The organism is Stutzerimonas stutzeri (genome assembly GCF_000219605.1).
Classification (GTDB): domain Bacteria; phylum Pseudomonadota; class Gammaproteobacteria; order Pseudomonadales; family Pseudomonadaceae; genus Stutzerimonas; species Stutzerimonas stutzeri.
Window position 1 is genome coordinate 2,332,786 of record NC_015740.1, and the last position, 26,462, is coordinate 2,359,247.

General features: G+C 61.4%; 21 protein-coding genes and 1 pseudogene. 16 read left to right on the plus strand and 6 right to left on the minus strand.

Annotation, left to right across the window (positions count from 1 at the left end; genetic code table 11):
• Nucleotides 1-13: 13 nt before the first annotated feature.
• Entirely contained in the window at nt 14-2,419 is a 2,406-nt protein-coding gene (gene ftsK, locus PSTAB_RS10840) for a DNA translocase FtsK (protein WP_013982937.1), read from the minus strand.
• A gap of 209 nt (nt 2,420-2,628) precedes the next feature.
• Between ftsK and trxB the strand changes: the two genes are divergently transcribed.
• The 4 genes from trxB to infA all read left to right on the plus strand — a co-directional run bounded on the left by trxB (nt 2,629) and on the right by infA (nt 5,378).
• A complete protein-coding gene (gene trxB / locus PSTAB_RS10845) occupies nt 2,629-3,576 on the plus strand; it encodes a thioredoxin-disulfide reductase (RefSeq protein WP_013982938.1) in 948 nt (315 codons plus the stop codon).
• A gap of 45 nt (nt 3,577-3,621) precedes the next feature.
• The gene (aat, locus tag PSTAB_RS10850) at nt 3,622-4,302 is read left to right on the plus strand and encodes a leucyl/phenylalanyl-tRNA--protein transferase (RefSeq protein WP_011913421.1); all 681 of its coding nucleotides are present in this window, start codon (nt 3,622-3,624) and stop codon (nt 4,300-4,302) included.
• Between the two features lie 52 nt (nt 4,303-4,354).
• On the plus strand, nt 4,355-5,062 hold the full coding sequence (locus PSTAB_RS10855; RefSeq protein ID WP_011913422.1) for an arginyltransferase: 708 nt from the start codon (nt 4,355-4,357) through the stop codon (nt 5,060-5,062).
• A 97-nt stretch (nt 5,063-5,159) separates the two neighbouring features.
• Nucleotides 5,160-5,378 (plus strand): translation initiation factor IF-1, encoded by a 219-nt coding sequence (infA, locus tag PSTAB_RS10860; protein WP_013982940.1) that lies wholly within the window; start codon nt 5,160-5,162, stop codon nt 5,376-5,378.
• Nucleotides 5,379-5,502: 124 nt separating this feature from the next.
• Here the strand turns inward: infA and clpA are convergent, their stop codons facing one another.
• Complete coding sequence (clpA, locus tag PSTAB_RS10865) at nt 5,503-7,773, minus strand: ATP-dependent Clp protease ATP-binding subunit ClpA (RefSeq protein WP_011913423.1); 2,271 nt, start codon at nt 7,771-7,773, stop codon at nt 5,503-5,505.
• A 29-nt stretch (nt 7,774-7,802) separates the two neighbouring features.
• Complete coding sequence (gene clpS / locus PSTAB_RS10870; RefSeq protein ID WP_041771942.1) at nt 7,803-8,165, minus strand: ATP-dependent Clp protease adapter ClpS; 363 nt, start codon at nt 8,163-8,165, stop codon at nt 7,803-7,805.
• A 218-nt stretch (nt 8,166-8,383) separates the two neighbouring features.
• On the opposite strand from clpS, the gene cspD reads away from it, so the two are divergent.
• Nucleotides 8,384-8,647: a cold shock domain-containing protein CspD gene (cspD, locus tag PSTAB_RS10875; protein WP_013982942.1), complete on the plus strand. Its 264-nt coding sequence runs from the start codon at nt 8,384-8,386 to the stop codon at nt 8,645-8,647.
• Between the two features lie 59 nt (nt 8,648-8,706).
• Here the strand turns inward: cspD and icd are convergent, their stop codons facing one another.
• Nucleotides 8,707-9,963: an NADP-dependent isocitrate dehydrogenase gene (gene icd, locus PSTAB_RS10880; RefSeq protein WP_011913426.1), complete on the minus strand. Its 1,257-nt coding sequence runs from the start codon at nt 9,961-9,963 to the stop codon at nt 8,707-8,709.
• A 355-nt stretch (nt 9,964-10,318) separates the two neighbouring features.
• On the opposite strand from icd, the gene PSTAB_RS10885 reads away from it, so the two are divergent.
• The 11 genes from PSTAB_RS10885 (at nt 10,319) to PSTAB_RS10935 (ending at nt 23,738) form a co-directional block, all read left to right on the plus strand.
• The gene (locus PSTAB_RS10885) at nt 10,319-12,547 is read left to right on the plus strand and encodes an NADP-dependent isocitrate dehydrogenase (RefSeq protein ID WP_013982944.1); all 2,229 of its coding nucleotides are present in this window, start codon (nt 10,319-10,321) and stop codon (nt 12,545-12,547) included.
• A 104-nt stretch (nt 12,548-12,651) separates the two neighbouring features.
• Complete coding sequence (locus tag PSTAB_RS10890; RefSeq protein ID WP_011913428.1) at nt 12,652-13,092, plus strand: NUDIX hydrolase; 441 nt, start codon at nt 12,652-12,654, stop codon at nt 13,090-13,092.
• A gap of 67 nt (nt 13,093-13,159) precedes the next feature.
• Nucleotides 13,160-14,287, plus strand: a complete 1,128-nt coding sequence (gene mnmA, locus PSTAB_RS10895; RefSeq protein ID WP_140416118.1) for a tRNA 2-thiouridine(34) synthase MnmA — start codon at nt 13,160-13,162, stop codon at nt 14,285-14,287.
• Entirely contained in the window at nt 14,284-14,922 is a 639-nt protein-coding gene (gene hflD, locus PSTAB_RS10900; RefSeq protein WP_011913430.1) for a high frequency lysogenization protein HflD, read from the plus strand. Before mnmA ends, hflD begins: the two co-directional genes overlap by 4 nt.
• An 85-nt stretch (nt 14,923-15,007) precedes the next feature.
• The gene (purB, locus tag PSTAB_RS10905) at nt 15,008-16,378 is read left to right on the plus strand and encodes an adenylosuccinate lyase (protein WP_013982946.1); all 1,371 of its coding nucleotides are present in this window, start codon (nt 15,008-15,010) and stop codon (nt 16,376-16,378) included.
• Nucleotides 16,379-16,455: 77 nt separating this feature from the next.
• Nucleotides 16,456-17,622, plus strand: coding sequence for a ribosomal protein uL16 3-hydroxylase (locus tag PSTAB_RS10910; RefSeq protein ID WP_011913432.1), 1,167 nt, complete (start codon nt 16,456-16,458; stop codon nt 17,620-17,622).
• Entirely contained in the window at nt 17,615-18,040 is a 426-nt protein-coding gene (locus tag PSTAB_RS10915; protein ID WP_013982947.1) for a GNAT family N-acetyltransferase, read from the plus strand. The genes PSTAB_RS10910 and PSTAB_RS10915 overlap by 8 nt, the downstream gene beginning before the upstream one ends.
• A 6-nt stretch (nt 18,041-18,046) precedes the next feature.
• The gene (locus PSTAB_RS10920) at nt 18,047-18,676 is read left to right on the plus strand and encodes a DUF7931 domain-containing protein (protein WP_013982948.1); all 630 of its coding nucleotides are present in this window, start codon (nt 18,047-18,049) and stop codon (nt 18,674-18,676) included.
• Nucleotides 18,673-19,482, plus strand: a complete 810-nt coding sequence (locus PSTAB_RS10925; protein WP_013982949.1) for a secretin N-terminal domain-containing protein — start codon at nt 18,673-18,675, stop codon at nt 19,480-19,482. Before PSTAB_RS10920 ends, PSTAB_RS10925 begins: the two co-directional genes overlap by 4 nt.
• Nucleotides 19,483-19,962: 480 nt before the next feature.
• The gene (locus tag PSTAB_RS10930) at nt 19,963-21,558 is read left to right on the plus strand and encodes an isocitrate lyase (RefSeq protein WP_013982950.1); all 1,596 of its coding nucleotides are present in this window, start codon (nt 19,963-19,965) and stop codon (nt 21,556-21,558) included.
• Between the two features lie 185 nt (nt 21,559-21,743).
• Nucleotides 21,744-23,738 (plus strand): PhoX family protein, encoded by a 1,995-nt coding sequence (locus PSTAB_RS10935; RefSeq protein ID WP_011913437.1) that lies wholly within the window; start codon nt 21,744-21,746, stop codon nt 23,736-23,738.
• Between the two features lie 46 nt (nt 23,739-23,784).
• On the opposite strand, the pseudogene PSTAB_RS10940 reads toward PSTAB_RS10935, so the two are convergent.
• Nucleotides 23,785-24,845, minus strand: a pseudogene (locus tag PSTAB_RS10940) (AI-2E family transporter).
• Between the two features lie 117 nt (nt 24,846-24,962).
• A complete protein-coding gene (locus tag PSTAB_RS10945) occupies nt 24,963-26,279 on the minus strand; it encodes a Na+/H+ antiporter family protein (RefSeq protein WP_013982953.1) in 1,317 nt (438 codons plus the stop codon).
• Between the last annotated feature and the right edge of the window lie 183 nt (nt 26,280-26,462).

Genomic DNA, 26,462 nt, shown 5'->3' on the forward strand with positions numbered 1-26,462 from the left:
CCCTCGAAGCGATTCAATCGCGCATGGGTGGCGGCGCGATGACTTCGCGCGAGCCGTTGGTATTCATGGATGTCACCACGCCGGCCATTTCCATGGCCTCGATCATGCGTGCGGCGCGGTTGTAGCCGATCTTCAGCTTGCGCTGCACGGCGGAGATCGACGCGCGGCGGCTTTCGGTGACAAAGCGGACGGCCTCGTCGTACAGCGGGTCTTCCTCGCTGCCCTCGCCTCCACCTTCGCCACTACCGCCTTCGAAGCCGCTACCAGCCTCTTCCACGCCGGCCAGGATGTCCTCGATGTAGTCGGGCGCTCCACGGGCTTTCCAGGCTTCGACCACACGATGCACCTCGTCATCGGAGACGAACGCACCATGCACGCGGATCGGCAGGCCGGTGCCCGGCGGCAGGTAGAGCATGTCACCGTGACCGAGCAGCTGCTCGGCGCCGCCCTGGTCGAGGATGGTGCGCGAGTCGATCTTGCTCGACACCTGGAAGGCCATGCGCGTCGGGATGTTGGCCTTGATCAGACCGGTGATCACGTCCACCGACGGACGCTGGGTGGCGAGGATCAGATGAATCCCCGCGGCCCGCGCTTTCTGCGCAATGCGGGCGATCAGCTCTTCGACCTTCTTGCCGACGATCATCATCATGTCGGCGAACTCGTCGACCACCACCACGATGGTCGGCAGGCTCTTCAGATAAGGCGGCTCGTCATCCATCGACTCGCGCTTGTACAGCGGGTCGTGCAGCGGCGTTCCGGCCTCTTCCGCTTCCTTGATCTTGCGGTTGAAGCCCGCCAGGTTGCGCACGCCCATGGCGGCCATCAGCTTGTAGCGCCGCTCCATCTCGGCCACGCTCCAGCGCAGCGCGTTGGCAGCCTCCTTCATGTCGGTGACCACTGGGCAAAGCAGGTGCGGAATGCCCTCGTAGATCGACAGCTCGAGCATCTTCGGGTCGATCATGATCAGTCGCGCCTCTTCCGGCGTCGACTTGAACAGAATCGACAGGATCATCGCATTGACCCCCACCGACTTACCGGAACCGGTGGTACCGGCCACCAGCAGGTGCGGCATCTTCGCCAGGTCGGCGATGACCGGTTTGCCGCCGATATCGTGACCGAGCGCCAGGGTGACCGGCGACTTGGCGTCGTCATAAGGCGCTGACGACAGCACCTCGGAGAAACGGACGATCTGCCGATCCTCGTTGGGAATCTCGATGCCCACGGTGGTCTTGCCGGGAATGACCTCGACCACGCGCACGCTGACCATGGCCATCGAACGCGCCAGGTCCTTGGCCAGATTGGAGATGCGGCTAACCTTGACGCCGGCCGCAGGCTGGATCTCGAAACGGGTAATCACCGGGCCTGGGTGAACCGACTCGACCACCACCTCGACGCCGAACTCCTTGAGCTTGATCTCCAGCAGCCGCGACATGGCCTCGAGAGACTCCGGCGAATACTGCTTCTGCTGCTTCTCGGCTACATCGAGGATGGAAATCGGCGGCAGAGTGCCTTCGACCGCGGTGTCAACGAACAGCGGCGCCTGCTTCTCCTTGAGTACGCGCTTGCTCGGCTCGGCCGGTTTGGGCGGTGCGGGCGGTGTGATCACCGGGGCCGGGCGCTTCTCCAGCTCGCTCATGTGCTTGGCCAGTGCCTCGTCGCGCTCGATGATGCGCTCCTTGACCTTCGCCTGCTCACGCCGGTCGCGCACCATCGGCGCGGCCACCTCGCTCACCACGTCGTCCGCCTCGCGCAGCTGTGCGACCAGCTGCTTGCGTTCGGCGCGGGCACTCCACCAGCGGCTGAAGAAGCTCTGGATCAACTCCAGCAGGTCGAGCGTGATCTTGCCGGTGATGTCCATCACCTTGAACCAGGAAAGGTCGGTAAAGACCGTCAGCCCGAACAGGAAGAACGCCAGCAAGGCGAGCGTGCTGCCCTGCACGTTGAGCGTCTGCACCGCCAACTGGCCAAGGCTTTCGCCCAGCGCACCGCCTGAGGATGCCGGCAAGGCTTCGCCGCCCTGAAAATGGATATAGGCGAGCGCCGAACCGGACAGCACGAGAAACACCAAGCCGATCAGCCGCCAGGAAAACAGCCAGCCATTCCATACCCAGGGCTGGTGACGGGTGCGGAACACCTGCCAGGTCTTGACGCCCAGCAGCAGCGGGAAAAGGTATGCGAAGTAGCCCAGCGCCATGAACAGCACGTCGGCGAACCAGGCGCCCGCGCGCCCCGCGGCGTTGCGCACCTGATCGACGTTGCTCGTGTGGGTCCACCCCGGATCGCCCGGATCGTAGGTCAGCAGTGCCATCCACAGGTAGACGCAGAGCGCACCGAGCGCTATCAACGCGCCTTCCTTGAGGCGATAGTGCAATTGTTGTCGCCAGACGGTTGCCGGCGCGGTAGATGAGGAATTCTTCAAAACGCTTTCTTTCCTGCGCCTGCGGCGCGATGAACCGTAGTCAGCCAGAACCCCGGCATTGTACGGGTTTGTCGATTCGATGGCATGCGGGTTCCGCGGCGGCTTGGGCTTTTGCCGATGCTTCGGTGTAGCATAAACGCCCGATTTCCCGGCGCGGCTCGACTGGAGCACGCTTCTCTATTTGCTACAAAGGCTTATGAGGGCTTTTTATGAGTGAAGTCAAGCATTCGCGTCTGATCATCCTCGGCTCGGGCCCGGCCGGTTATACCGCTGCGGTATACGCTGCCCGCGCCAACCTGAAGCCACTGATGATCACCGGCATCCAGCCCGGCGGCCAGCTGACCACCACCACCGAGGTCGACAACTGGCCTGGCGACGTCGAAGGCCTGACCGGCCCGGATCTGATGGTGCGCATGCAGAAACACGCCGAGCGCTTCGACACCGAGATCGTCTTCGATCACATCCATACCGCCGAGTTGCAGCAGCGCCCGTTCACCTTGCGCGGTGACAGCGGCGTCTACACCTGCGATGCGCTGATCATCGCAACAGGCGCTTCGGCGCAGTATCTCGGCCTGCCCTCCGAAGAAGCATTCGCCGGTCGCGGCGTATCCGCCTGCGCCACCTGTGACGGCTTCTTCTACCGCAACCAGGTGGTCGCGGTGATCGGTGGCGGCAATACCGCGGTCGAGGAGGCGCTGTACCTGTCCAACATCGCCAAGGAAGTCCACCTGATCCACCGCCGCGACAAGCTCCGCTCGGAGAAAATCCTGCAGGACAAGATCATGGACAAGGCGACCAACGGCAACATTCGCCTGCACTGGAACCACACCCTGGAGGAAGTGCTCGGCGACGCCAGCGGCGTGACCGGCGTTCGCCTCAAGAGCACCCTCACTGGTGAAGAAAACACGCTGGACCTCGCGGGCGTATTCATCGCCATCGGCCACAAGCCGAACACCGACCTGTTCCAGGGCCAGCTGGAGATGAAGGATGGCTACCTGAAGATCCGCGGCGGCGGTGAAGGCGATGCCACCTGCACCAGCATTCCCGGAGTGTTCGCCGCAGGCGATGTGGCTGACCACGTCTATCGCCAGGCCATCACCTCGGCAGGCGCCGGCTGCATGGCGGCACTGGATGCCGAGAAGTACCTGGACAATTGATCCCAGGCGGGCTTCGGCCCGCCCTCCCCTACCCTGCGTGCCGACATGCTGACCTGGCTAAAGCGCGACGACCTCAGCTTTCCTCCCCTCGAAACGGCTCTGCGCGAACCCAACGGCCTGCTTGCCGCTGGCGGCGACTTGCGGCCCGAGCGACTCCTGGCTGCCTACCGCCACGGCTGTTTCCCCTGGTACCAGGAAGGCCAACCCCTGTTGTGGTGGTCGCCCGATCCGCGCACGGTGCTCTTTCCTGACGAGCTGCATGTATCGCGCAGCCTGCGCAAGCGCATGCGCCACGGCGACTACCGGGTGACCTTCGACAAGGCCTTTGCCGAGGTCATCCAGGGATGCGCCGGCCCGCGGAGCTACGCCGACGGCACCTGGATCACGACACCGATGCAAGACGCTTATGTCAGGCTGCACGAGATGGGCGTCGCTCACTCGGTGGAAGTCTGGCAGCAAGGGCAACTCGTCGGCGGACTCTACGGCCTCGCGATGGGTGAGCTATTTTTCGGCGAGTCGATGTTCAGCCGCGCCACCGATGCGTCCAAGGTCGGCTTCGTCACGCTGGTGGAACGGCTGCGCGAATGGGGCTTCGCATTGATCGACTGCCAGATGCCGACCCGCCACCTGGAGAGCTTCGGCGCTCGCAGCATCCCACGCGCGGCGTTCGCCGAGGCACTCGCAATGCATCTGGATCGCCCCAGCGCAGCCGACTGGCGCGCCTAGTCGACCGCGGTAAGCTGGCCTACACTGGGTTCATGATTTCTGAGAGTTGACCATGACTTCACTGGCTCGCCTCAAGTTCTACGCCACCCAGCCCCACGCTTGCAGCTACCTGCCCGACGAACAGGCCACCACCTTGTTCCTCGATCCAAGCCAACCAATGGACGTGCAGGTGTATGCGGAGCTTTCGGAGATGGGCTTTCGTCGCAGCGGGGACCATCTGTATCGCCCCCACTGCCAGCGCTGCTCGGCCTGCATTCCGGCCCGCATCCCGGTGAATGCACCGGAACTCAGTCGCCAACAGAAGCGTATCCTCAAGCGCAACGCCGACCTGCAAGTCCGCGGCGTCCGCCCGGCGTTCAGCGAAGAGTTGTATGCGCTGTATGCCAACTACATCGAGAAACGCCACGCCGATGGCGACATGTATCCACCCAGCCGCGAGCAGTTCAACACCTTCCTGGTACGCGACCTACCATTCTCCCGCTTCTACGAGTTCCGCCTGGATGGCAGGCTGCTGGCTGTCGCCGTCACGGACGTGCTACCCAACGGACTGTCCGCCGTGTACACCTTTTATGATCCGGACGAGGAACGGCGCAGCCTGGGGCGCTATGCGATTCTCTGGCAGATGGGCGAAGCCGCACGCCTTGGCCTGAAGGCCGTCTATCTCGGCTATTGGATCAAGAACTGCCGAAAGATGAACTACAAGACCGAATATCGGCCCATCGAACTTCTGGTCAACCAGCGCTGGGTGACGCTCAGCTGAAGTCCTTGGCTCATCGACCCATTTCGGGCACAATGCTTGCCGCTTTTGCCCGTGCATCTACGCGGGCCAATTATCTGGATACCGAGGACTTTACTGAATGTCGAAAGAAGACAGCTTCGAAATGGAAGGTACTGTCGTCGACACCCTGCCCAACACCATGTTTCGCGTGGAGTTGGAAAACGGGCACGTCGTTACTGCGCACCTCTCCGGAAAGATGCGCAAGAACTACATCCGGATTCTTACCGGTGACAAGGTTCGCGTGGAGCTGACCCCCTACGATCTGAGCAAGGGTCGCATCACCTACCGCGCCCGCTAAGCGAGCCGCGAGAAAAAACGCCCGGTCTTACCGGGCTTTTTTGTTTGCGCCTATCATCGCGTACCGTCAGCACACCGCACAAACGAAAACGCCCGGCAAAAGCCGGGCGCTCGTTGAACGGCCGTCAGGCCAGTTCGGCAGCGGTTTCGAATTCGAAGAACGGCTCGCCGTCACGAATATCGATATGCACCACACCGCCGTGCTCGGCCAGCTCTCCGAACAGGATCTCCTCAGCCAGAGGCCGCTTGATCTTGTCCTGAATCAGCCTGGCCATCGGCCGTGCCCCCATCTGGGCGTCATAGCCGTGCTCTGCCAGCCAACCACGGGCAGCATCCGACACCTCCAGCGTCACGTGCTTGTCCTCCAGCTGCGCCTGCAGCTCGATCAGGAACTTGTCGACGATGCTCTTGATGACGTCATGGCTCAGGCGACCGAACTGGATGATGGTATCCAGGCGGTTGCGGAACTCCGGCGTGAAGCTCTTCTTGATGACTTCCATGGCATCGGACGCGTGATCCTGCAGGGTGAAGCCGATGGAAGCCCGCGCTGCGGTTTCCGCCCCCGCATTGGTGGTCATGATGATGATCACATTGCGGAAGTCGGCCTTGCGCCCATTGTTGTCGGTGAGCGTGCCGTGATCCATCACCTGCAGCAGGAGGTTGAAGACCTCAGGGTGAGCCTTCTCGATCTCATCCAGCAGCAGCACGCAATGCGGCTGCTTGGTGATGGCCTCGGTCAACAGACCGCCCTGGTCGAATCCGACATATCCGGGAGGTGCACCGATCAGACGCGACACCGTGTGCCGCTCCATGTACTCGGACATGTCGAAGCGGATCAGCTCGACCCCCAGCGCCCGGGCCAACTGGCGTGCAGCTTCGGTCTTGCCCACCCCTGTCGGGCCGGCGAAGAGGAAGGAGCCCACCGGTTTGTCCGGTGCCTTTAGCCCTGCACGGGACAGCTTGATGGCGGTGGCCAGCGAATCGATCGCATCGTCCTGGCCGAACACCGTGAGCTTCAGATCGCGCTCGAGGTTACGCAGCAATTCCTTGTCGGAGCTGCTGACGTGCTTCGGGGGAATCCGCGCAATCTTCGCCACGATGTCCTCGACCTGCTCGACATCGATGCACTTGACCCGCTGCCCTTCGGGCTGCAGACGCTGATAGGCACCGGCCTCGTCGATCACATCGATGGCCTTGTCCGGCATATGGCGATCATTGATGTAGCGCGAGGCCAACTCCGCCGCGGCGCGCAATGCCTCGTCGCTGTACTCGATGTTGTGATGCTGCTCGAAACGCCCCTTGAGCCCGCGCAGGATGCCGATGGTGTCCTCCACCGAAGGCTCGGTGACGTCTACCTTCTGGAAACGCCGCGCCAATGCGCGGTCTTTCTCGAAGATGCCGCGGAACTCCTGAAACGTGGTGGAGCCGATGCAGCGGATCTCGCCGGACGACAGCAGCGGCTTCAGCAGGTTGGACGCGTCCATGACGCCGCCGGATGCCGCGCCAGCCCCGATGATGGTATGGATCTCGTCGATGAACAGGATGGCGTGGGGCCGCTTGCGCAGCTCGCCGAGCAGCGCCTTGAAACGTTTCTCGAAGTCGCCGCGGTACTTGGTACCGGCCAGCAGCGCACCAAGATCCAGCGAATACACGACGCTATCGCTCAGCAGATCGGGTACCTGATTATCGACGATCCGCTTCGCCAGCCCTTCGGCGATAGCCGTCTTGCCGACGCCCGCCTCACCGACCAGCAGAGGGTTGTTCTTGCGACGCCGCGCCAGGATCTGGGCGACCCGCTCGACCTCGTGCTCGCGGCCGACCAGCGGATCAATCCGCCCCTGCCGGGCCAGCTCGTTCAGGTTGCTGGCATAGGCGTCCAGAGGATTGCTGGAAGCACCCGCCTCGCTGCCGTCCTCGTCCTGCATGTCGGCATCGTTCTCTGGACTGCCGGAATTTCCGGGGACCTTGGAAATGCCATGAGCGATGTAATTGACGACATCGATACGCGCAACGTTCTGTTGTTTGAGCAGGAAAACCGCCTGGCTTTCCTGCTCGCTGAAGATGGCGACCAAGACATTGGCACCGGTGACTTCACGCTTGCCAGAGCTCTGCACATGGAATACGGCACGTTGCAGAACTCGCTGGAACCCCAGGGTTGGCTGGGTTTCGCGCTCTTCATCGTGCTGTGGGATAAGTGGTGTGGTGGAATCAATGAATTCCTGCAGGTCGTGCCGGAGCTTGTCCAGGCTCGCCCCGCAGGCCCGCAGTACGGTAGCAGCCGCTTCATTGTCCAGTAGGGCCAACAGGAGGTGTTCAACCGTCATGAACTCATGACGTTTGGTACGTGCCTCTTTGAAAGCCAGATTCAGAGTGACTTCGAGCTCACGGTTCAACATAGCTTTCACCTCTTCCCCAGCAGTCGGAGTTAACCGTCCTTCTCGATCTCACAAAGCAGTGGGTGCTGGCATTCCCTTGCATATTGATTCACTTGCATTGCTTTGGTTTCGGCGACGTCGCGGGTATACACACCACAGACGGCCTGCCCCTCGGTATGGACGGCCAGCATGATCTTGGTGGCCTGCTCCATGCTGTGATTGAAAATGCCTTCCAGTACCTCGACGACGAAATCCATCGGCGTGTAGTCGTCATTGAACATGACAACTTTATACATCGGTGGTGCCTTCAGCTGCGGCTTGGCCTCTTCAACAGCCAGGCCAGACGCATCGTCTCCGTCCTCCAGAGGCCGATCCTGATTGAATGTTAGTCGAATCTGAGCAAATGCATGCATGCGCATAACGGTTCTAGGTCGTGGCGCGGGGGCCAGATAAATATGGACAGCTTCGCAGCCAGCTGACGAGTCGCCTTGACTATCGGCAAAACGGTGATACAAACAGTAAGTGCCTACAAGGGCAAACGGGTTGCGCAACATGAGGCCTCGGGCTGCATAAGCGCGGAATGAAATGGATGTTACTCCAGTAATGGACTCCTTTGCAGAGGGATAACAGCATGCTAAGCGGTAAGGTCAAGTGGTTCAACAACGCCAAAGGCTACGGCTTCATCGTAGCAGACGGCGGCGATGAGGACCTGTTCGCCCACTACTCGGCCATCCAGATGGAAGGCTACAGAACTCTGAAAGCTGGGCAAGCGGTCATGTTCAATATCCTGCAGGGTCCGAAAGGCCTCCACGCAACCGACATCCGGCCTCAGCAAGCCGTGTCCGAAGCGACGACTCCTGCCGCTGCCCAGGGTGCTTCCACGGTCGACGCCTGACGTCCTGCGGGAGCGAACAAAAAAGGCCGATCAATCGATCGGCCTTTTTACCCACTTGCTTACATGTGGCTGATCATGGCGTCGCCGAACTGCGAGCATGACATCAGCTGCGCGCCTTCCATCAGTCGCTCGAAGTCGTAGGTGACCGTCTTGGCAGCAATGGCGCCTTCGGTGCCCTTGATGATCAGATCGGCCGCTTCGACCCATCCCATGTGGCGCAGCATCATTTCGGCCGAAAGGATCAGCGAACCCGGGTTGACCTTGTCCTGACCGGCATACTTGGGCGCCGTGCCATGGGTCGCCTCGAACATCGCCACCGTGTCGGACAGGTTGGCACCCGGAGCGATACCGATACCTCCAACCTCAGCCGCCAAGGCGTCGGAGAGGTAGTCGCCATTCAGGTTGAGCGTGGCGATGACATCGTATTCGGCCGGACGCAGCAGAATCTGCTGCAGCATGGCGTCGGCGATGGCGTCCTTGACCACGATGTTCTTGCCGGTATTGGGGTTCTTGAACTGCATCCAGGGTCCACCATCGAGCAACTCTGCGCCGAACTCGTCGCGAGCGACCTCGTAGCCCCACTCCTTGAAAGCACCCTCGGTGAATTTCATGATGTTGCCCTTGTGGACGAAGGTGACCGAGTCACGATCATTGTCCACGGCATACTGCAGCGCCTTGCGAACCAGACGCTTGGTACCTTCCAGCGAGACGGGCTTGATGCCGATGCCACAGTTCTCGGTGAAGCGGATCTTCTTGACGCCCATTTCCTCGGTGAGGAACTTGATGACCTTCTCCGCCTCAGGGGAGCCGGCTTTCCACTCGACACCGGCGTAAATATCTTCGGAGTTCTCGCGGAAGATCACCATGTCCACATCGCCTGGGTTCTTCACGGGGCTCGGAACGCCAGTGAACCAGCGAACCGGGCGCTGGCAGACATAGAGGTCCAGTTCCTGACGCAGCGCAACGTTCAGCGAACGGATACCGCCTCCAACCGGCGTGGTCAGCGGTCCTTTGATGGACACCACATAATCACGAACCGCTTCCAGTGTTTCCTTCGGCAGCCAGGTGTCTTGGTCATAGACCTGAGTGGCTTTTTCGCCAGCATAGATTTCCATCCAGGCGATCTTGCGCTTGCCGCCGTAGGCCTTCTGCACGGCTGCGTCCACGACCTTGATCATCACCGGGCTGATGTCGACGCCGATGCCGTCCCCCTCTATATAAGGAATGATCGGATTGTCGGGAACGTTCAGGGTGTTATCGGCATTGACGGTGATTTTGTCACCGCTGGCTGGCACCTGGATCTTTTGGTATCCCATGCTGGACTCCGTCTTCGTGGTTAGACATCGATCGTCGTTTGAGGGTAACCCACTCGAATCGCCTGAAACTACATGTTCGTTCGTCGTATGCGCAATGCCGTTCTGCCAGAGGGGGGCTCGATGGTATACTGCCGCGATGACTCACAAGTCATAAGGGACGAGCCTGTACCAGACCCGCCTCTTGAACCCTGACGCTGCCACCGCGGCTCGGCGGTTCAAACGCTCGACACTCTATTGGTGCATCCATCATCACCGCGGCGAATCCCCTTCTGGCTCGACTAGATGGAGAGTCAGGGCGCCTACCCGGCGCATTCGGGATTCTGTGCACGCCCAGCAAGAAGAGAGTTAACGCTAAATGTCCACCCCTTCGAAGATCATCTATACCTTCACCGACGAAGCTCCAGCCCTGGCAACCTATTCGCTTCTTCCCATTGTAGAAGCCTTCGCAGCCTCCGCTGACATCTCCGTCGAAACACGCGACATCTCTCTTGCAGGGCGCATCCTTGCGAGCTTCGCCGATCAGCTGGATGCCGACAAGAAAGTCGAAGATGATCTGGCCAAGCTTGCCGAGCTGACCAACCAGCCCGACGCCAACATCATCAAGCTCCCCAACATCAGCGCCTCCGTTCCACAGCTCAAGGCAGCGATCGCCGAGCTGCAGGCCCTGGGCTACAACATCCCCAACTACCCCGAAGACCCGCAGACCGATGCCGAGAAAGACGCGCGCGCGCGTTACAGCAAGGTGCTCGGTAGCGCCGTGAACCCGGTGCTGCGCGAAGGCAACTCCGACCGCCGCGCTCCGGCCGCCGTGAAAGCCTATGCCCGCAAGCACCCGCATTCGATGGGCAAGTGGAGCAAGGCGTCGCAATCGCACGCCGACTACATGCGCGGCGGCGACTTCTTCTCCAGCGAGCAGTCGATCACCATGGAAAAAGCCGGTGACGTGCGTATCGAGTTCGTCGGCAAGGACGGCAAGGTAGAGGTCAAGAAGCAGCTTGCCCTGCAGGAAGGCGAAGTGCTCGATGGCATGTTCATGAGCTGCAAGAAGCTGCGCGCGTTCTTCGAAGACACGCTGCAGGACTGCAAGGAAACCGGCATCATGTGGTCCCTGCACGTCAAGGCGACCATGATGAAGATCTCCCACCCGATCGTCTTCGGCCATGCCGTGAGCGTTTACTACAAGGACGTCTTCGACAAGTACGGCGATCTGTTCAAGGAGCTGGGCGTCAACCCGAACAACGGCATCAGCAGCGTCTACGACAAGATCAAGTCCCTGCCCGCTTCGCAGCAGGAAGAAATCCTGCACGACATCCATGAGGTCTACAGCCACCGTCCGGAAATGGCGATGGTCGACTCGGTCAAAGGCATCACCAACCTGCACATCCCGAGCGACGTGATCGTCGACGCCTCGATGCCGGCGATGATTCGCAACTCCGGCCAGATGTGGGGCAAGGATGGCAAGCAGAAGGACACCAAGGCGGTGATGCCGGAGAGCACCTACGCCCGCATCTACCAGGAAATGATCAACTTCTGCAAAACCAACGGCGCCTTCGACCCGGTCACCATGGGCAGCGTGCCGAACGTCGGTCTGATGGCGCAGAAGGCTGAGGAATACGGCTCGCACGACAAGACCTTCGAAATGCACGCCGACGGCACCATGCGCGTCGTACTGGCCGATGGCACCGTACTGATGCAGCACGAAGTCGAGAAAGGCGATATCTGGCGTGCCTGCCAGACCAAGGACGCGCCGATCCGCGACTGGGTCAAGCTGGCCGTTACCCGCGCCCGCCAGTCCAACACCCCAGCCGTGTTCTGGCTGGACCCGGAGCGTGCCCACGACATGCAGCTGCAGAAGAAGGTCGAAACCTATCTGCAGGAGCACGACCTGAGCGGCCTGGACATTCGCATCATGGGCTACAACGAAGCCATTCGCCTGAGCATGGAGCGCATGATCCGCGGCAAGGACACCATTTCCGTCACCGGCAACGTGCTGCGCGATTACCTGACCGACCTGTTCCCGATCATGGAGCTGGGCACCTCGGCCAAGATGCTGTCCATCGTTCCACTGATGGCCGGCGGCGGCATGTACGAGACTGGCGCCGGTGGTTCCGCGCCGAAGCACGTGCAGCAGCTGGTCGAAGAAAACTATCTGCGCTGGGATTCGCTGGGTGAGTTCCTCGCCCTGGCGGTTTCGCTGGAGGAGACTGGCATCAAGACTGGCAACGGCAAGGCGAAGATCCTCGGCAAGACCCTGGACCAGGCCACTGGCAAGTTGCTGGACAACAACAAGTCCCCGGCGCGCAAGGTTGGCCAGATCGACAACCGCGGCAGCCACTTCTACCTGGCACTGTACTGGGCGCAGGCTCTGGCCGCGCAGGACGAAGATGCCGAGCTGAAGGCTCACTTCACTCCGCTGGCCAAGACCCTGACCGAGCAGGAAGCGGCCATCGTCGCTGAACTGGCAGCCGTGCAAGGCAAGCCGGTCGACATCGGCGGCTACTACCGCTCCAACCCGGAGCTGACCAGCAAGGTGATGCGCCCCAGCGCCACCTTCAACGCTGCCCTGGCCGCGCTGAACGCCTGAGTCTGCACCTGAGCGTCAATACGAACCCCGGCCTTGCGCCGGGGTTCGTGCTTTCAGCAGCCCAGCTGCTGTTATGATCGCCTCATTTGCGCAAGGCAGCCCCTATGGATTGGCACCCCCACATCACCGTCGCTACCGTAATCGAAGACCAGGGCCGCTTCCTCCTGGTGGAGGAACTCAAGGCAGGCCGACTGGTGCTCAATCAACCCGCCGGCCACCTGGAGGCCAACGAGAACCTGCGCGAGGCCGCCATCCGGGAGACGCTGGAGGAAACGGGCTGGGAGGTCGAGCTCACCGGCCTGGTCGGCATCTACCTGTATACCGCCCCGAGCAACGGCATCACCTATCAGCGCGTGTGCTTTGCCGCCAAGGCCGTGCGTCACGATGCGCAGCGCCCACTCGACGATGGCATCGTTGCGGCTCGCTGGTTGAGCCGCGAAGAGCTGGCCCAGCAGCCCGAACGCTGGCGCAGCGAGCTGGTTCCGCGCTGCATCGACGACTACCTGGCCGGGCCACTGCATCCGCTTGACGTGATTCGCAACTGATCACAACTTCGTCACGCCGGCGCCAGCTGATAGAATTCGCCCCTTTGCAAAGCCCTGGCGTACTTCTATGTCTGTTGCGACCCTCTCCGCTCCGGAAAAAACACGCGTGATCGTCGGCATGTCCGGCGGCGTGGACTCGTCTGTTTCCGCCCTCCTGCTGCTCGAGCAGGGCTATCAGGTCGAAGGCCTGTTCATGAAGAACTGGGAAGAGGACGATGGCACGGAGTACTGCACCGCCAAGGAAGACCTGGCCGACGCCCAAGCCGTGTGCGACCGCATCGGCATCAAGCTGCACACCGCCAATTTTGCCGCCGAGTACTGGGACAACGTATTCGAGCACTTCCTCGCCGAATACAAGGCGGGCCGCACGCCCAATCCGGACATCCTCTGCAACCGGGAAATCAAGTTCAAGGCGTTCCTCGATTATGCCCTGATGCTCGGCGCCGACCTCATCGCCACCGGCCATTACGTGCGGCGTCGTGACCGCGATGGCCGCAGCGAGCTGCTCAAGGGCCTGGACCCTAACAAGGACCAAAGCTACTTCCTGCATGCCGTCGGTGGCGAGCAGCTGGCCAAGACACTGTTTCCCGTCGGTGAGCTGGAGAAGCCCGAGGTCCGCGCGATTGCGGAGAAGCATGGCCTGGCAACGGCGAAGAAGAAGGATTCCACCGGCATCTGTTTCATTGGCGAACGGCGTTTCAGTGATTTCCTCAAGCAGTACCTACCCGCCCAACCGGGAAACATCGAAACGGTCGACGGTGAGGTAATTGGCCGGCACCACGGCCTGATGTATCACACCATCGGCCAACGCCAGGGGCTGGGTATCGGCGGTCTCAAGGATGCCTCCGACGAGCCCTGGTATGTGCTGAGCAAGGACCTGCAGCGCAACGTGCTGATCGTTGGCCAGGGCAATGACCACCCATGGCTGTTCTCCCGCGCTCTACTGGCTTCCGAAATCTATTGGGTGAACCCCGTGGACCTCAGCGCCCCGCTCAAGCTGACCGCCAAGGTTCGTTATCGCCAGAGCGACCAGGCTTGCACACTGGAGCAGACATCCGACGGCTATCGCGCCGTGTTCGAAGTGCCGCAGCGGGCCGTCACGCCTGGCCAATCGGTGGTGTTCTACGATGGCGAGGTCTGCCTCGGCGGCGGCGTCATCGAACAGGCCGAATCCTGGTTCGAGGGCCGAGCATGAGCAAGCTGGATGAACAACTGATAGCCCTCGGCGCGGTGTTCGAAGCCGCCACGCTGGTCGACCGCATCGCCCGAACCGGCCAGGTGCCGAACGCCGCGCTCGGCTGCATGCTCGGTAGCCTACTGGCGCGCAACCCGCAGACCACACTGGAAATCTACGGCGGCGACGACCTCAATCTGCGAGACGGCTACCGTGCCTTGGTCGGCGCACTGGAGCGCGACAGCAGCAGCCTGCAGCGCGAACCGTTGCGCTATGCGCTGGCGATGATCGGTCTGGAGCGACAGCTGGACAAACGTGGCGACATGCTGCAAGTCATCGGCAGCCGGCTGGACCAGATCCAGCAGCAGGTCGAGCACTTCGGCCTCACCCATGAAAACGTGGTCGCCTCGTTCGGCGGGCTCTATCAGGACACCCTGAGCACCTTCCGCCAGCGCATCCAGGTTCAGGGCGACATGCGCCACCTGCAGCAGAGCGACAACGCCGCCAAGATTCGCGCCCTGCTGCTCTCCGGCATTCGCTCTGCCCGCCTCTGGCGCCAGCTTGGCGGGCACCGCTGGCAGCTGATCTTCAGCCGGCGCAAGCTGCTCGATGCACTCTATCCTCGACTGCGCTCGACACAGAGCGAAGACCGATAACCGGGGAGAATGGACCGGGATGTGCCGGTACATTCGTGTATAATCTGCGCCCTTTTCGTTGCCCGACTGTCCGAGAATGCCCTCTATGCAGCTTTCCTCGCTCACGGCGGTTTCCCCCGTCGATGGCCGCTACGCCGGCAAAACCAGCTCCCTGCGCCCGATCTTCAGCGAATTCGGCCTGATTCGTTGCCGTGTTCAGGTCGAGGTCCGCTGGCTACAGCGCCTGGCAGCCCACCCGGGCATTCCGGAAGTCGCGCCCTTCTCCGCCGAAGCCAATACGCTGTTGAATCAGCTGGCAGAGGACTTCCAGCTGGAGCACGCCGAGCGTGTCAAGGAGTTCGAGCGCACCACCAACCACGACGTCAAAGCCGTGGAGTACCTGCTCAAGGAGCAGGCCAAGCAGCTGCCTGAATTGGCCAAGGTCAACGAATTCATCCACTTCGCCTGCACCAGCGAAGACATCAACAACCTGTCCCACGCGCTGATGTTGCGCGAAGGCCGCGACACCGTTCTGCTGCCGCTGATGCGCCAGCTCGCCGACGCCATCCGCAGCCTGGCCGTCCAGTTCGCCGACGTGCCGATGCTGTCGCGCACCCACGGTCAGCCGGCCTCCCCGACTACGCTTGGCAAGGAACTGGCCAACGTGGTCTATCGCCTGGAGCGCCAGATCGCTCAGGTAGCTGCCGTGCCGCTGCTGGGCAAGATCAACGGGGCCGTGGGCAACTACAACGCCCATCTGTCCGCCTACCCAGACGTCGACTGGGAAGCCAATGCCCGCGAATTCATCGAGGGTGATCTGGGCCTGTCGTGGAACCCCTACACCACGCAGATCGAGCCGCACGACTACATCGCCGAGCTGTTCGACGCCATCGCGCGCTTCAACACCATCCTCATCGACTTCGATCGCGACGTCTGGGGCTACATTTCCCTCGGTTACTTCAAGCAGAAAACCGTCGCAGGCGAAATCGGCTCCTCGACCATGCCGCACAAGGTCAACCCGATCGACTTCGAGAACTCCGAAGGAAACCTCGGCATTGCCAACGCGCTGTTCCAGCACCTGGCCAGCAAGCTGCCGATTTCCCGCTGGCAGCGCGATCTGACCGACTCCACCGTCCTGCGCAACCTGGGCGTTGGCTTCGCCCACAGCGTCATCGCCTACGAGGCGAGCCTCAAAGGTATCGGCAAACTGGAGCTCAACGCTGCCCGCATCGCCGAAGATCTCGATGCCTGCTGGGAAGTGCTTGCCGAGCCGGTACAGACCGTCATGCGGCGTTATGCTGTGGAGAATGCCTACGAGAAGCTGAAGGATCTGACCCGCGGCAAAGGCATTACGCCTGACGCACTGCAGGCCTTCATCGACGGCCTCGACATCCCGGCCGACGCCAAGGCGGAGCTGCGCAAGCTGACGCCGGCAAGCTACATCGGCAACGCCGCTGCCCAGGCCAAGCGCATCTGATCGATCCCATGCCTGCACGCCCGGCTGTGCCGGGCGTTTTTATTTTCAGCTCTGCCATATAGAGCAAGGTGTTACGCATGACTTCTGATATTCCACTTCAAATTCTGGGCGGCATCAGTGCTCGGGAATTCCTGCGCGATTACTGGCAGAAGAAGCCGCTGCTGATCCGCCAGGCCATCCCGGGTTTCCAGAGCCCGATCTCGCCGGACGAACTGGCCGGCCTCTCCCTCGAAGAGGACGTCGAGTCCCGTCTGGTCATCGAACACGGCGAAAGCCCCTGGGAGCTGCGCCGAGGCCCATTCACCGAGGACACCTATCAGCAGCTGCCGGAGCGTGACTGGACCTTGTTGGTGCAGGCGGTCGACCAGCTCGTGCCGGACGTCGCCGAGCTGATCGAGCATTTCCGCTTTCTGCCCAACTGGCGCATCGACGATGTGATGATCAGCTATGCCGCTCCGGGTGGCGGCGTCGGACCGCACTTCGACAACTACGATGTGTTCCTGCTGCAGGCCCATGGACAGCGCCGCTGGCGCATCGGGCAGATGTGCGACAGCGAAAGCCCGATGCTGGCCCACGGCGACCTGCGCATTCTCGCCGACTTCCAGGGCACCGAAGAATGGGTGCTGGAGCCGGGCGACATGCTCTACCTGCCGCCTCGCCTCGCTCACTTTGGCACCGCCGAGGATGCCTGCATGACGTACTCGGTCGGTTTTCGCGCACCCAGCGCCGCGGAAGTCCTGACCCATTTCACCGACTTTCTCGCGCAATTCCTGCCAGACGAAGAACGCTACAGTGATGCCGATCTACAACCCAGCGATGACCCCTTCCAGATCCAGAGCGATGCACTGGACCGTTTGAAGGCATTGCTTGCCGAGCACATGAGCGACGAACGCCTCCTGCTTACCTGGTTCGGCCAATTCATGACCGAGCCGCGTTATCCGGAGCGTGTCGAGGGCCCGGAACTGAGCGAGGACGAATTGCTGTCGGCGCTGGAGGACGGCGCGATACTGGTTCGCAACCCCGCGGCCCGGCTGGCCTGGAGCGAGGTTGATATCGGCCTGCTACTGTTCGCCAGTGGCCAGAGCCGCCTGCTTCCCTCTAAGCTGAACGAACTGTTGAAACTGATCTGCTCGGCCGACGCGCTGCATGTCGAAAACGTCGGTCGATGGCTGAGCGACGAGGATGGCCGGGCGCTGCTGTGCGAACTGGTGAAACAAGGAAGTCTGGAGTTTGCTGATGAATAGCGTTCAGGTACGGATCGCCGACTGGCAGCAGGACAACGCCGAACTGCGGCGCATCCGCGAGGCCGTATTCATTGCCGAGCAGGCCGTACCGCCCGAGCAGGAGTGGGACGCCGACGATGCCGAAGCGGTGCACTTCCTTGCACTCGAGGGCGGCTATCCGATCGGCACCGCTCGGCTCCTGGCCGACGGGCAGATTGGCCGCGTGGCGGTGTTGCGCGACTGGCGCGGCATGAACGTCGGCGATGCGCTGATGCGAGCGGTCATTGCCGAAGCCGAGCGCCGCGGCCTGACCGAACAGACTCTGACCGCTCAGGTCCATGCCACCGCGTTTTACGAGCGGCTTGGCTTCAAGGTTGTCAGCGACGAATTTCTTGAAGCCGGCATCCCTCATGTTGAGATGCTCCGCCGGAGCCAGTGAGACGAAATGAACGACGATGCCCCCAAGGAGCGAACCGAACAGGCCGAACTGCCGGCTATCGACTTTCACTCCCCGGGGCGCTTCGCCGTACACAATCCGTCTCCTGATCTTCCCGAGCCCGAAGCCTGGGTCGCGGCCCCCTTCCGCCTTGGACGGGATGTCGAACTGCAACGATTCGACAAGCCGACTGAAGTACGCCAGCACGCCTTGGCCATGCTGCAGCAGGCGACCCGTGCCCTGTGCATCTACAGCACTGACCTGGAGCCCTGGCTCTATCATCACAGCAGCATTCAGCAGGCCTGCACTCGCCTTCTGCTCGCACACCCTCGCAACCAGCTGCGTATCCTGGTCGCCGACCCAACTCGCGCCGTGAAGGAAGGGCATCGCCTTCTTCAACTCGCGCGCCGGTTGACCAGCAATGTCCATATTCGCAAGCTGCATCCGGACTACCCCGAGCCGAACGGCACCTACCTCCTCGCCGACGACTGCGGGCTGCTGGAGCGCCCCAAGGCCGACCAGTATGCTGGCTACGCCCTGTATCGTGATCCTGCTCGCGTGCGCATACGCCAGGCAGAGTTCGACAAGGCATGGGATCATGGGCAATCGGACGCAAACTTGCGGAGCTTCCTGTTATGAGTCCTCGTATCACGCTGCTGGCCGTCGCGCTCAGCATCTGCCTGCCGCTGCAGGCGGCAACCGAAGTCATCCAGCTCAACAACCGCATGGGCGAGGAAGTGCTCCCGGTAGCCGAGTCGGTACTGGGCGGCCAGGGCCGTGTCACGGCATATGGCAACCAGCTGATCGTCAACGCGCCGGACGCGCTGATCCGAGAGCTGCGCCAGGTGGTGGACCAACTGGATGTGGCCCCCAAACGTCTGTTGATCAGCGTCGATACCCAGGATTCGGCCAACAGCACAGCGGGAGGGTATCGGGTAGACGGATCGGCACGCGCTGGCGACGTGGAGTTCGAAACGGGCCGCGGCGAGATCGGAGGCAGGGACCAGGTCCGCATCATTCGTCGCAGTACCAACAGCCGGGACGGTGGCATTCAGCAGATCCAGGCCAGCGAGGGCTATCCGGCACTGATTCAGGTTGGCCAGAGTGTTCCGCTGGCGACTCAGGGCAGCGATGGCTATGGCCAGATCTATCAGCAAACCCAGTATCGTGATGTGCTGCGTGGCTTCTACGCCACCGCCACGGTGCATGGCGACCGCGTGCAGATCAGCATCAGCAGCAGCCGCGACCGACTCGCTCAGGGCCGCAGTGGCGTCGTCGAAGTGCAGAATGCCGATACCCGCGTCAGCGGGCGCGTCGGCGAATGGATCACCGTGGGCGGCATCGATGAAAGCGCAAGTTCTGACCAGCGCGGCACGCTGCGTCGCTATTCCACCCAGGGCAGCCAGAACCTTTCGATGCGCCTGAAAGTGGATGTTCTCGACTGAACCAGTGCTGACGCGCGGAAAAATGTAGTGACCTAAAAAAAACACTACAAAACCGTTGACGATGAAAAAACAGCGGCGCATTATTGGCCCGCTCCCGCTAACCAGGGGCCCTGGCAAGGGTCTCCGGGGCGTGCTCCAGCCAACCAGCCGAGCCGTTCCGTGACTGTACTGCCCACAAGGCGGACTGACGAGGTTGCGACTGGAACGAGTCGTCCCGAGGGACGGGGTAGCGATTGACGCATCAGCCAGTCTGACCAGCTTCTCGTTGTTGTAGCGCACACGGCAGCCACGCCGGCTGTGGGCGCAGCAACCGGAACCAGCCAGCCCGGCGGTCGTATCCCCCCTTCCCCTTGGTTCAATCCTCGTCCCGGTCGATATTTCGACGCTCTGCCGCGTGTTGCCCGCACTGATCAGCGATAGCACGTAGGTTCGGTGGGAAAAAGTCGGTGCTCAACCACACTTATTTTTGAAGGATTGAACATGTCCGCATATCAAGACGACATCAAGGCAGTTGCCGCCCTGAAAGAGCAATACGGCAGCAGCTGGGCCGCCATCAACCCTGAGTCCGTCGCTCGCATGCGCGCCCAGAACCGCTTCAAGACCGGTCTGGAAATCGCTCAGTACACCGCCGACATCATGCGCAAGGACATGGCCGAGTACGACGCCGACTCGTCCGTCTACACGCAGTCCCTCGGCTGCTGGCACGGCTTCATTGGTCAGCAGAAGCTGATCTCCATCAAGAAGCACCTGAAGACCACCAACAAGCGCTACCTCTACCTGTCCGGCTGGATGGTTGCTGCTCTGCGTTCCGAGTTCGGCCCGCTGCCGGACCAGTCCATGCACGAGAAGACCGCCGTTTCCGACCTGATCGAGGAGCTGTACACCTTCCTGCGTCAGGCTGACAGCCGCGAACTGGACCTGCTGTTCACCGCCCTGGACGCTGCTCGTGAAGCTGGCGACAACGCCAAGGCTGCCGAGATCCAGAACCAGATCGACAACTACGAAACCCACATCGTACCGATCATCGCTGACATCGACGCTGGCTTCGGTAACCCGGAAGCCACCTACCTGCTGGCCAAGCGCATGATCGAAGCAGGCGCTTGCTGCATCCAGATCGAGAACCAGGTTTCCGACGAGAAGCAGTGCGGCCACCAGGACGGTAAAGTAACCGTTCCGCACGCCGACTTCCTCGCCAAGATCGCTGCCGTTCGTTACGCCTTCCTCGAGCTGGGCATCGACAACGGCGTGATCGTTGCTCGTACCGACTCCCTGGGTGCCGGCCTGACCAAGCAGATTGCCGTGACCAAAGAGCCGGGCGACCTGGGCGACCTGTACAACTCCTTCCTGGATTGCGAAGAAATCTCCGAAGCCGAGCTGGGCAATGGCGACGTCGTAATCAAGCGCGAAGGCAAGCTGCTGCGTCCGAAGCGTCTGCCGTCCAACCTGTTCCAGTTCCGCGCTGGCACCGGCGAAGACCGCTGCGTTCTGGACTGCATCACCTCGCTGCAGAACGGCGCCGACCTGCTGTGGATCGAAACCGAGAAGCCGCACGTTGGCCAGATCAAGGCCATGGTTGACCGCATTCGCGAAGTCATCCCGAACGCCAAGCTGGTCTATAACAACAGCCCGTCCTTCAACTGGACGCTGAACTTCCGTCAGCAGGTGTTCGACGCTTTCGTTGCCGAAGGCAAGGACGTGTCCGCCTACGACCGCGCCAAGCTGATGAGCGTCGAGTACGACGAAACCGAGCTGGCCAAGGTTGCAGACGAGAAGATCCGTACCTTCCAGCGCGACGGTTCGGCTCACGCCGGCATCTTCCACCACCTGATCACCCTGCCGACCTACCACACTGCTGCTCTGTCGACCGACAACCTGGCCAAGGGCTACTTTGCCGACCAGGGCATGCTGGCCTACGTCAAGGGCGTTCAGCGCGAGGAACTGCGTCAGGGTATCGCCTGCGTCAAGCACCAGAACATGGCTGGCTCTGACATCGGCGACAACCACAAGGAGTACTTCGCTGGCGAAGCTGCTCTGAAGGCAAGCGGCAAAGACAACACCATGAACCAGTTCCACTAAGAACAGGTTCGCAGCCGCCCCGGCTGCGGTGTGAAAAAAGCCCTGGCGTGAGCCGGGGCTTTTTTTTTGCGACGGATTGAGTGGTGCACGGTTACGCTTCGTCGGCCAGCGCTCCACTGTCATTCTCTTGTCGCATACGAACCTTAGCGTCATGGCTCCGACAACAATCGTTATGGAGCTGCGCCGTGATTACTGAGAACAACGACATTCTGTTCGGCAACGGGGACGAGTTGCCCAGTAACCATTCGACGAATCCGCATATCCAGGATGTGATTTCCCTTGGCCGACGTAAAGTGCTCGCGGGTGGCGCAGCCATGGGTGCCCTGGCCTTTCTTGGCGCATCCCTTCCCGGCCTCGCGCAAGCGGCGGAGCCAATGTCCCGCGGGATCAAAGATGTTCCGTTCAAACGTCGTACCCGCCTGCCGTTCGTGCCGGTGGCCGTTACCCGTGCCGACACCATAACCGTGCCGTCAGGCTATACCGCCACCACCTTCATCCCTTGGGGCACGCCGATTACCGGGCGCTATCCGGCCTGGCTGGAAGATGCCAGCAACACGGCTGAAGATCAGGCCCAACAGGTCGGCATGCACCACGACGGAATGCACTTCTTCCCCATGAACGCGAAGCTGGGCGGACGGCAGAGCGACCACGGCTTGCTGGTTCTCAATCACGAGTACATCGATGCACCCCTGCTCCACCGTAACGGTCCGACCGTAGTGGATGGCAAGCGCGTCAACGTCGACGAAGTCCGCAAGGAGATCAACGCACACGGTGTCTCGGTAGTTGAAATCCGCCGAGGTCCACGCGGCGAGTGGTCCGTGCTGCCGACGGCGCGAAACCGCCGCATCACCGGCGCGACACCGATGCGAATCGAAGGCCCGGCGCGCGGCCACGCATTGATGCGTACCCGCTACAGCCCAAGCGGCACCTCGGCCCGCGGCACCCTCAACAACTGCGCCAACGGATTCACGCCGTGGGGAACCTACCTCACTTGCGAGGAAAACTGGGCCGGCTATTTCGCCACTGCCGACGCCGAGCTTCCGCGTGAGCTCAGCCGCTACGGCGTTCGGGGCGCCGGCCGCTATGGATGGGAAACCGTGGCAGGCGATGAATTCGAGCGCTTCAATGCGACCCGCATCGCGGCTACTGCCCAAGGCGATTACCGCAACGAGCCAAACACCTTTGGCTGGGTGGTGGAAATCGATCCGTTCGATCCCCATTCGACTCCAATCAAGCACACAGCGCTCGGCCGTTTCGCCCATGAAGGCTTGGTGTTCGCGCCGGTCAAGCCAGGCCGCCCTGTCGTCTGCTATTCAGGCGACGACTCGCAGAACGAGTACATCTACAAGTACGTCAGCCGCGACAAATATCGGCCTCAGCGCAGCGACGGGCGCCTGCTGGACGATGGCGTCCTCTACGTGGCGCGTTTCAACCCGGATGGCAGTGGCGACTGGCTCGCGCTGGATCATGCCAACCCAGCGTTTCAGCGCGCCTGCAAGGCCGCTGGCGTACGGTTCGCCGATCAGGGAGAGGTGCTGATCAATACCCGCCTGGCCGCCGATATCGTTGGTGCAACGAAAATGGATCGCCCGGAATGGGGTGCGGTACATCCCGACACAGGTGAGGTGTATTTCACGCTCACCAACAATAGCGGTCGCCAGCAGTCCGATGCGGCCAACCCGCGTTCACCGAATGCGTTCGGCCATATCATTCGCTGGCGCGAAGCGAGCCGGGATTTTGCCGGCACCCGATTCACCTGGGATATCTACCTGCTCGCCGGCCCTGAGGAAAACAGCCGGAGCCCGAAAGGCCGTGCGCTGGACGCCACGAATATCCTGGCCAGCCCCGATGGATTGTGGTTCGACGATGAAGGGCGCCTGTGGATCCAGACCGACATGAGCGGCAGTCAGTTGAGCTCCGGTCCGTTTGGCAACAACCAGATGCTGGTTTCCGACCCGAGGACGGGTGAAACCAAGCGTTTCCTGGTCGGCCCGCTGGGTGCCGAGGTGACAGGAATCACGGCAACGCCTGACTTCCGCACGCTGTTCGTGAACATCCAGCATCCGGGTGAGGGTTCGACCTCGACGAACTACACGAGCACTTGGCCAGACGGCGCCGGTCGGCGTCCCCGCTCGGCCACCGTCATCATCACTCGTGAAGATGGTAAGCGCCTGATGTAAACGCCAAGGGGCCTGGCGAGCGCCAGGCCCTCCCCCGCCTCGGCAATCATTGGCCCGGAGGGGGCTCTTCAGGCGAAGTGAACAGCCCCCATGTGGATATGAACAAAGCCGCCACCAGCGGGCCGATCACGAACCCGTTCAAACCGAAAAGCGCCAGACCGCCCAGCGTCGAGATCAGCACGACGTAATCGGGCATCTTGGTGTCTTTGCCCACCAGGATGGGCCTGAGAATGTTGTCTACCAGGCCGATCACGAGCACGCCATAGAGTGTGAGAATCACCCCCTGCCAGATCGCTCCGGTCATCAGAAAGTAGATGGCGACGGGCGTCCAGATCAGTCCGGCCCCACCGCGGGGAGCAACGACAGAAACGCCATCAACACACCCCAAAGCAGCGCGCCGGATATGCCGAGGACGGCGAAGATGATTCCGCCCAGAGCCCCCTGAGTAACGGCAACCACAATGTTGCCCTTCACCGTCGCACGCACGACACGGGTGAACTTGTTGAAAAGGCGCCTTTTCTGGGCATCGCTGAGCGGAATGGCCTTTCTGATCCGTGCCACCAGCTCTCGACCGTCCCGGATGAAAAAGAACAGCAGATACAACATCACGAAGAAGCTGATCAGGAACTGAAACGTCCCCTGACCGAAGCTGAACGCCTTGGTGGCGAGAAACTGACTGCCCTCGAGCGCACCCGATGCCAGCCGCTCCCGCATGGAGTCCAGATCCCCGAAGCCGAAGCGCTGAAGCTGCACCTGGACCGATTGAGGTAACAGCTCCCGCAGACCCGATACGAGGCGACCAATGTCCAGCTCGCCGCTCTCTATCTGCTTGTAGAGGGTCGCGCCTTCCTGAACCAGCATGCCCGTAATCAGAATGACAGGTAGCACGGCAACCAGCAGGCAGACCAGCAAGGTAAACAACGCCGTCAGATTGCGGCGTTGACTGAACCGCCGGTAAAGGTAGCGCTGCAAGGGTGCAAAGATGATGGCGAGAATGACCGCCCAGAAAACTGCTCCATAGAACGGCAACAGAATCCAGCCGAACGCCAGGGAAACCACTACCAGCAGCGCGAGGAAGACTTTCTGCTCGAGCGTCGAGTTGACCATTGTTGACCCTGTCGCTGCGTATCGTTCTGTTTAGTCAACGAGCGAGAGCGCGAGTGCGGGCCTGACGACTGATTCGCGACAGGGGCCGTTGTTGTCCGAACGGCCCTTCTCTTCGGTTCAGAGGGTCATCGCTGCCAGCCAGCCGAATGCGAGCAGCGGCAGGTTGTAGTGCAGGAAGGTCGGCACGACGGTGTCCCAGATATGGTTATGCTGACCGTCGGCATTCAGACCAGCCGTTGGCCCAAGCGTGGAATCGGATGCTGGGGAACCACCATCGCCGAGCGCGCCGGCTGTGCCAACGAGACTCACGATCGCCAAGGGGCTGAAGCCCAGCTCGACGCCAAGCGGCACGAAAATGGCGGCGATGATTGGCACGGTCGAGAAAGAAGAGCCGATGCCAATCGTGACGAGCAAACCGACCAGAAGCATCAACAGGGCGCCAATGGCCTTGCTGTTGCCGATCCACGCGGTGGATGCGTCTACCAGCAGTTTCACCTCACCGGTTTCACGCATCACTTCAGCGAAACCAGCGGCGGCAATCATGATGAAGCCGATCATGGCCATCATCTTCATGCCGTCGGTAAACAGGTCATCCGCTTCCCGCCAGCGCACCACACCGGAGACCGAGAAGATCACGAACCCTGCAAGTGCGCCGAGAATCATCGAGTCCAGCCACAGCTGAATAACGAACGCCGCAGCAACGGCAATGCCTGCCACCACCAAGGTCAGTGGGCTGTAACGTACCGAACTGGGCTCCACCTGCTCGATGCGAGCAAGGTCATATTCACGCGGCTTGCGGTAGCTATAGAAGGCGATCGCCAGCCCCGACAACATGCCCAGAGCTGGGATCAGCATCGCCTGGGTGACCTTGATGCCGGTTACATCCACACCGCTTTTGGCAACGTTGGCCAGCAGAATCTCATTGAGGAAGATGTTGCCGAACCCAACCGGAAGAAACATGTAAGGAGTGATCAGCCCGAACGCGAGCACACAGGCAATCAGGCGCCGGTCGATCTTCATCTTCGACAGTACGTAAAGTAACGGCGGAACCAGCAAAGGAATAAACGCAATATGAATCGGCAGGATGTTCTGGGATGAGATCGCTACCGCCAGCAGAAGTGCGACCATCATCCACTTCACCGCACCGGTGCCCTGGCCGCCTTGCTTTCCGACCAAAGCCAGAGCCTTGTCGGCAAGCGCGTGGGCCAGACCGCTCTTGCCGATGGCTACGGCGAACGCACCAAGCAGGGCATATGACAACGCCACTGTCGCTCCACCACCCAGGCCCTTGTTGAAAGCGGCGAGGCTGCCTTCGATACCCAACCCGCCAATCAACCCACCGGCCATGGCCCCGGCAATAAGTGCAACGACCACGTGCACGCGGCAAAGGCTCAAGACCAGCATGATGCCGACCGCCGCAACAACTGCGTTCATTTCAAATCTCCGTATAAACGACCAAGTCGCGTAGAAAAGCGCCGCACTCTGCAGCAACTGCGCAGAACTGTCAAAATCGGAACGGCACATTCAGGACGAATGAGCGCATTCTGAGTTGTCAGTAGCCGTTCCCTATCACTAGCTCGGCGTTAGCGGTACCAGCTTTTACTGAGCAGATAAAAC

Coding starts and splice junctions, on each gene's coding strand:
- trxB (WP_013982938.1), top strand. CDS start 2,629: ATGAGTGAAGTCAAGCATTCGCGTCTGATCATCCTCGGCTCGGGCCCG.
- aat (WP_011913421.1), top strand. CDS start 3,622: ATGCTGACCTGGCTAAAGCGCGACGACCTCAGCTTTCCTCCCCTCGAA.
- PSTAB_RS10855 (WP_011913422.1), top strand. CDS start 4,355: ATGACTTCACTGGCTCGCCTCAAGTTCTACGCCACCCAGCCCCACGCT.
- infA (WP_013982940.1), top strand. CDS start 5,160: ATGTCGAAAGAAGACAGCTTCGAAATGGAAGGTACTGTCGTCGACACC.
- clpA (WP_011913423.1), bottom strand. CDS start 7,773: ATGTTGAACCGTGAGCTCGAAGTCACTCTGAATCTGGCTTTCAAAGAG.
- clpS (WP_041771942.1), bottom strand. CDS start 8,165: ATGCATGCATTTGCTCAGATTCGACTAACATTCAATCAGGATCGGCCT.
- cspD (WP_013982942.1), top strand. CDS start 8,384: ATGCTAAGCGGTAAGGTCAAGTGGTTCAACAACGCCAAAGGCTACGGC.
- icd (WP_011913426.1), bottom strand. CDS start 9,963: ATGGGATACCAAAAGATCCAGGTGCCAGCCAGCGGTGACAAAATCACC.
- PSTAB_RS10885 (WP_013982944.1), top strand. CDS start 10,319: ATGTCCACCCCTTCGAAGATCATCTATACCTTCACCGACGAAGCTCCA.
- PSTAB_RS10890 (WP_011913428.1), top strand. CDS start 12,652: ATGGATTGGCACCCCCACATCACCGTCGCTACCGTAATCGAAGACCAG.
- mnmA (WP_140416118.1), top strand. CDS start 13,160: ATGTCTGTTGCGACCCTCTCCGCTCCGGAAAAAACACGCGTGATCGTC.
- hflD (WP_011913430.1), top strand. CDS start 14,284: ATGAGCAAGCTGGATGAACAACTGATAGCCCTCGGCGCGGTGTTCGAA.
- purB (WP_013982946.1), top strand. CDS start 15,008: ATGCAGCTTTCCTCGCTCACGGCGGTTTCCCCCGTCGATGGCCGCTAC.
- PSTAB_RS10910 (WP_011913432.1), top strand. CDS start 16,456: ATGACTTCTGATATTCCACTTCAAATTCTGGGCGGCATCAGTGCTCGG.
- PSTAB_RS10915 (WP_013982947.1), top strand. CDS start 17,615: ATGAATAGCGTTCAGGTACGGATCGCCGACTGGCAGCAGGACAACGCC.
- PSTAB_RS10920 (WP_013982948.1), top strand. CDS start 18,047: ATGAACGACGATGCCCCCAAGGAGCGAACCGAACAGGCCGAACTGCCG.
- PSTAB_RS10925 (WP_013982949.1), top strand. CDS start 18,673: ATGAGTCCTCGTATCACGCTGCTGGCCGTCGCGCTCAGCATCTGCCTG.
- PSTAB_RS10930 (WP_013982950.1), top strand. CDS start 19,963: ATGTCCGCATATCAAGACGACATCAAGGCAGTTGCCGCCCTGAAAGAG.
- PSTAB_RS10945 (WP_013982953.1), bottom strand. CDS start 26,279: ATGAACGCAGTTGTTGCGGCGGTCGGCATCATGCTGGTCTTGAGCCTT.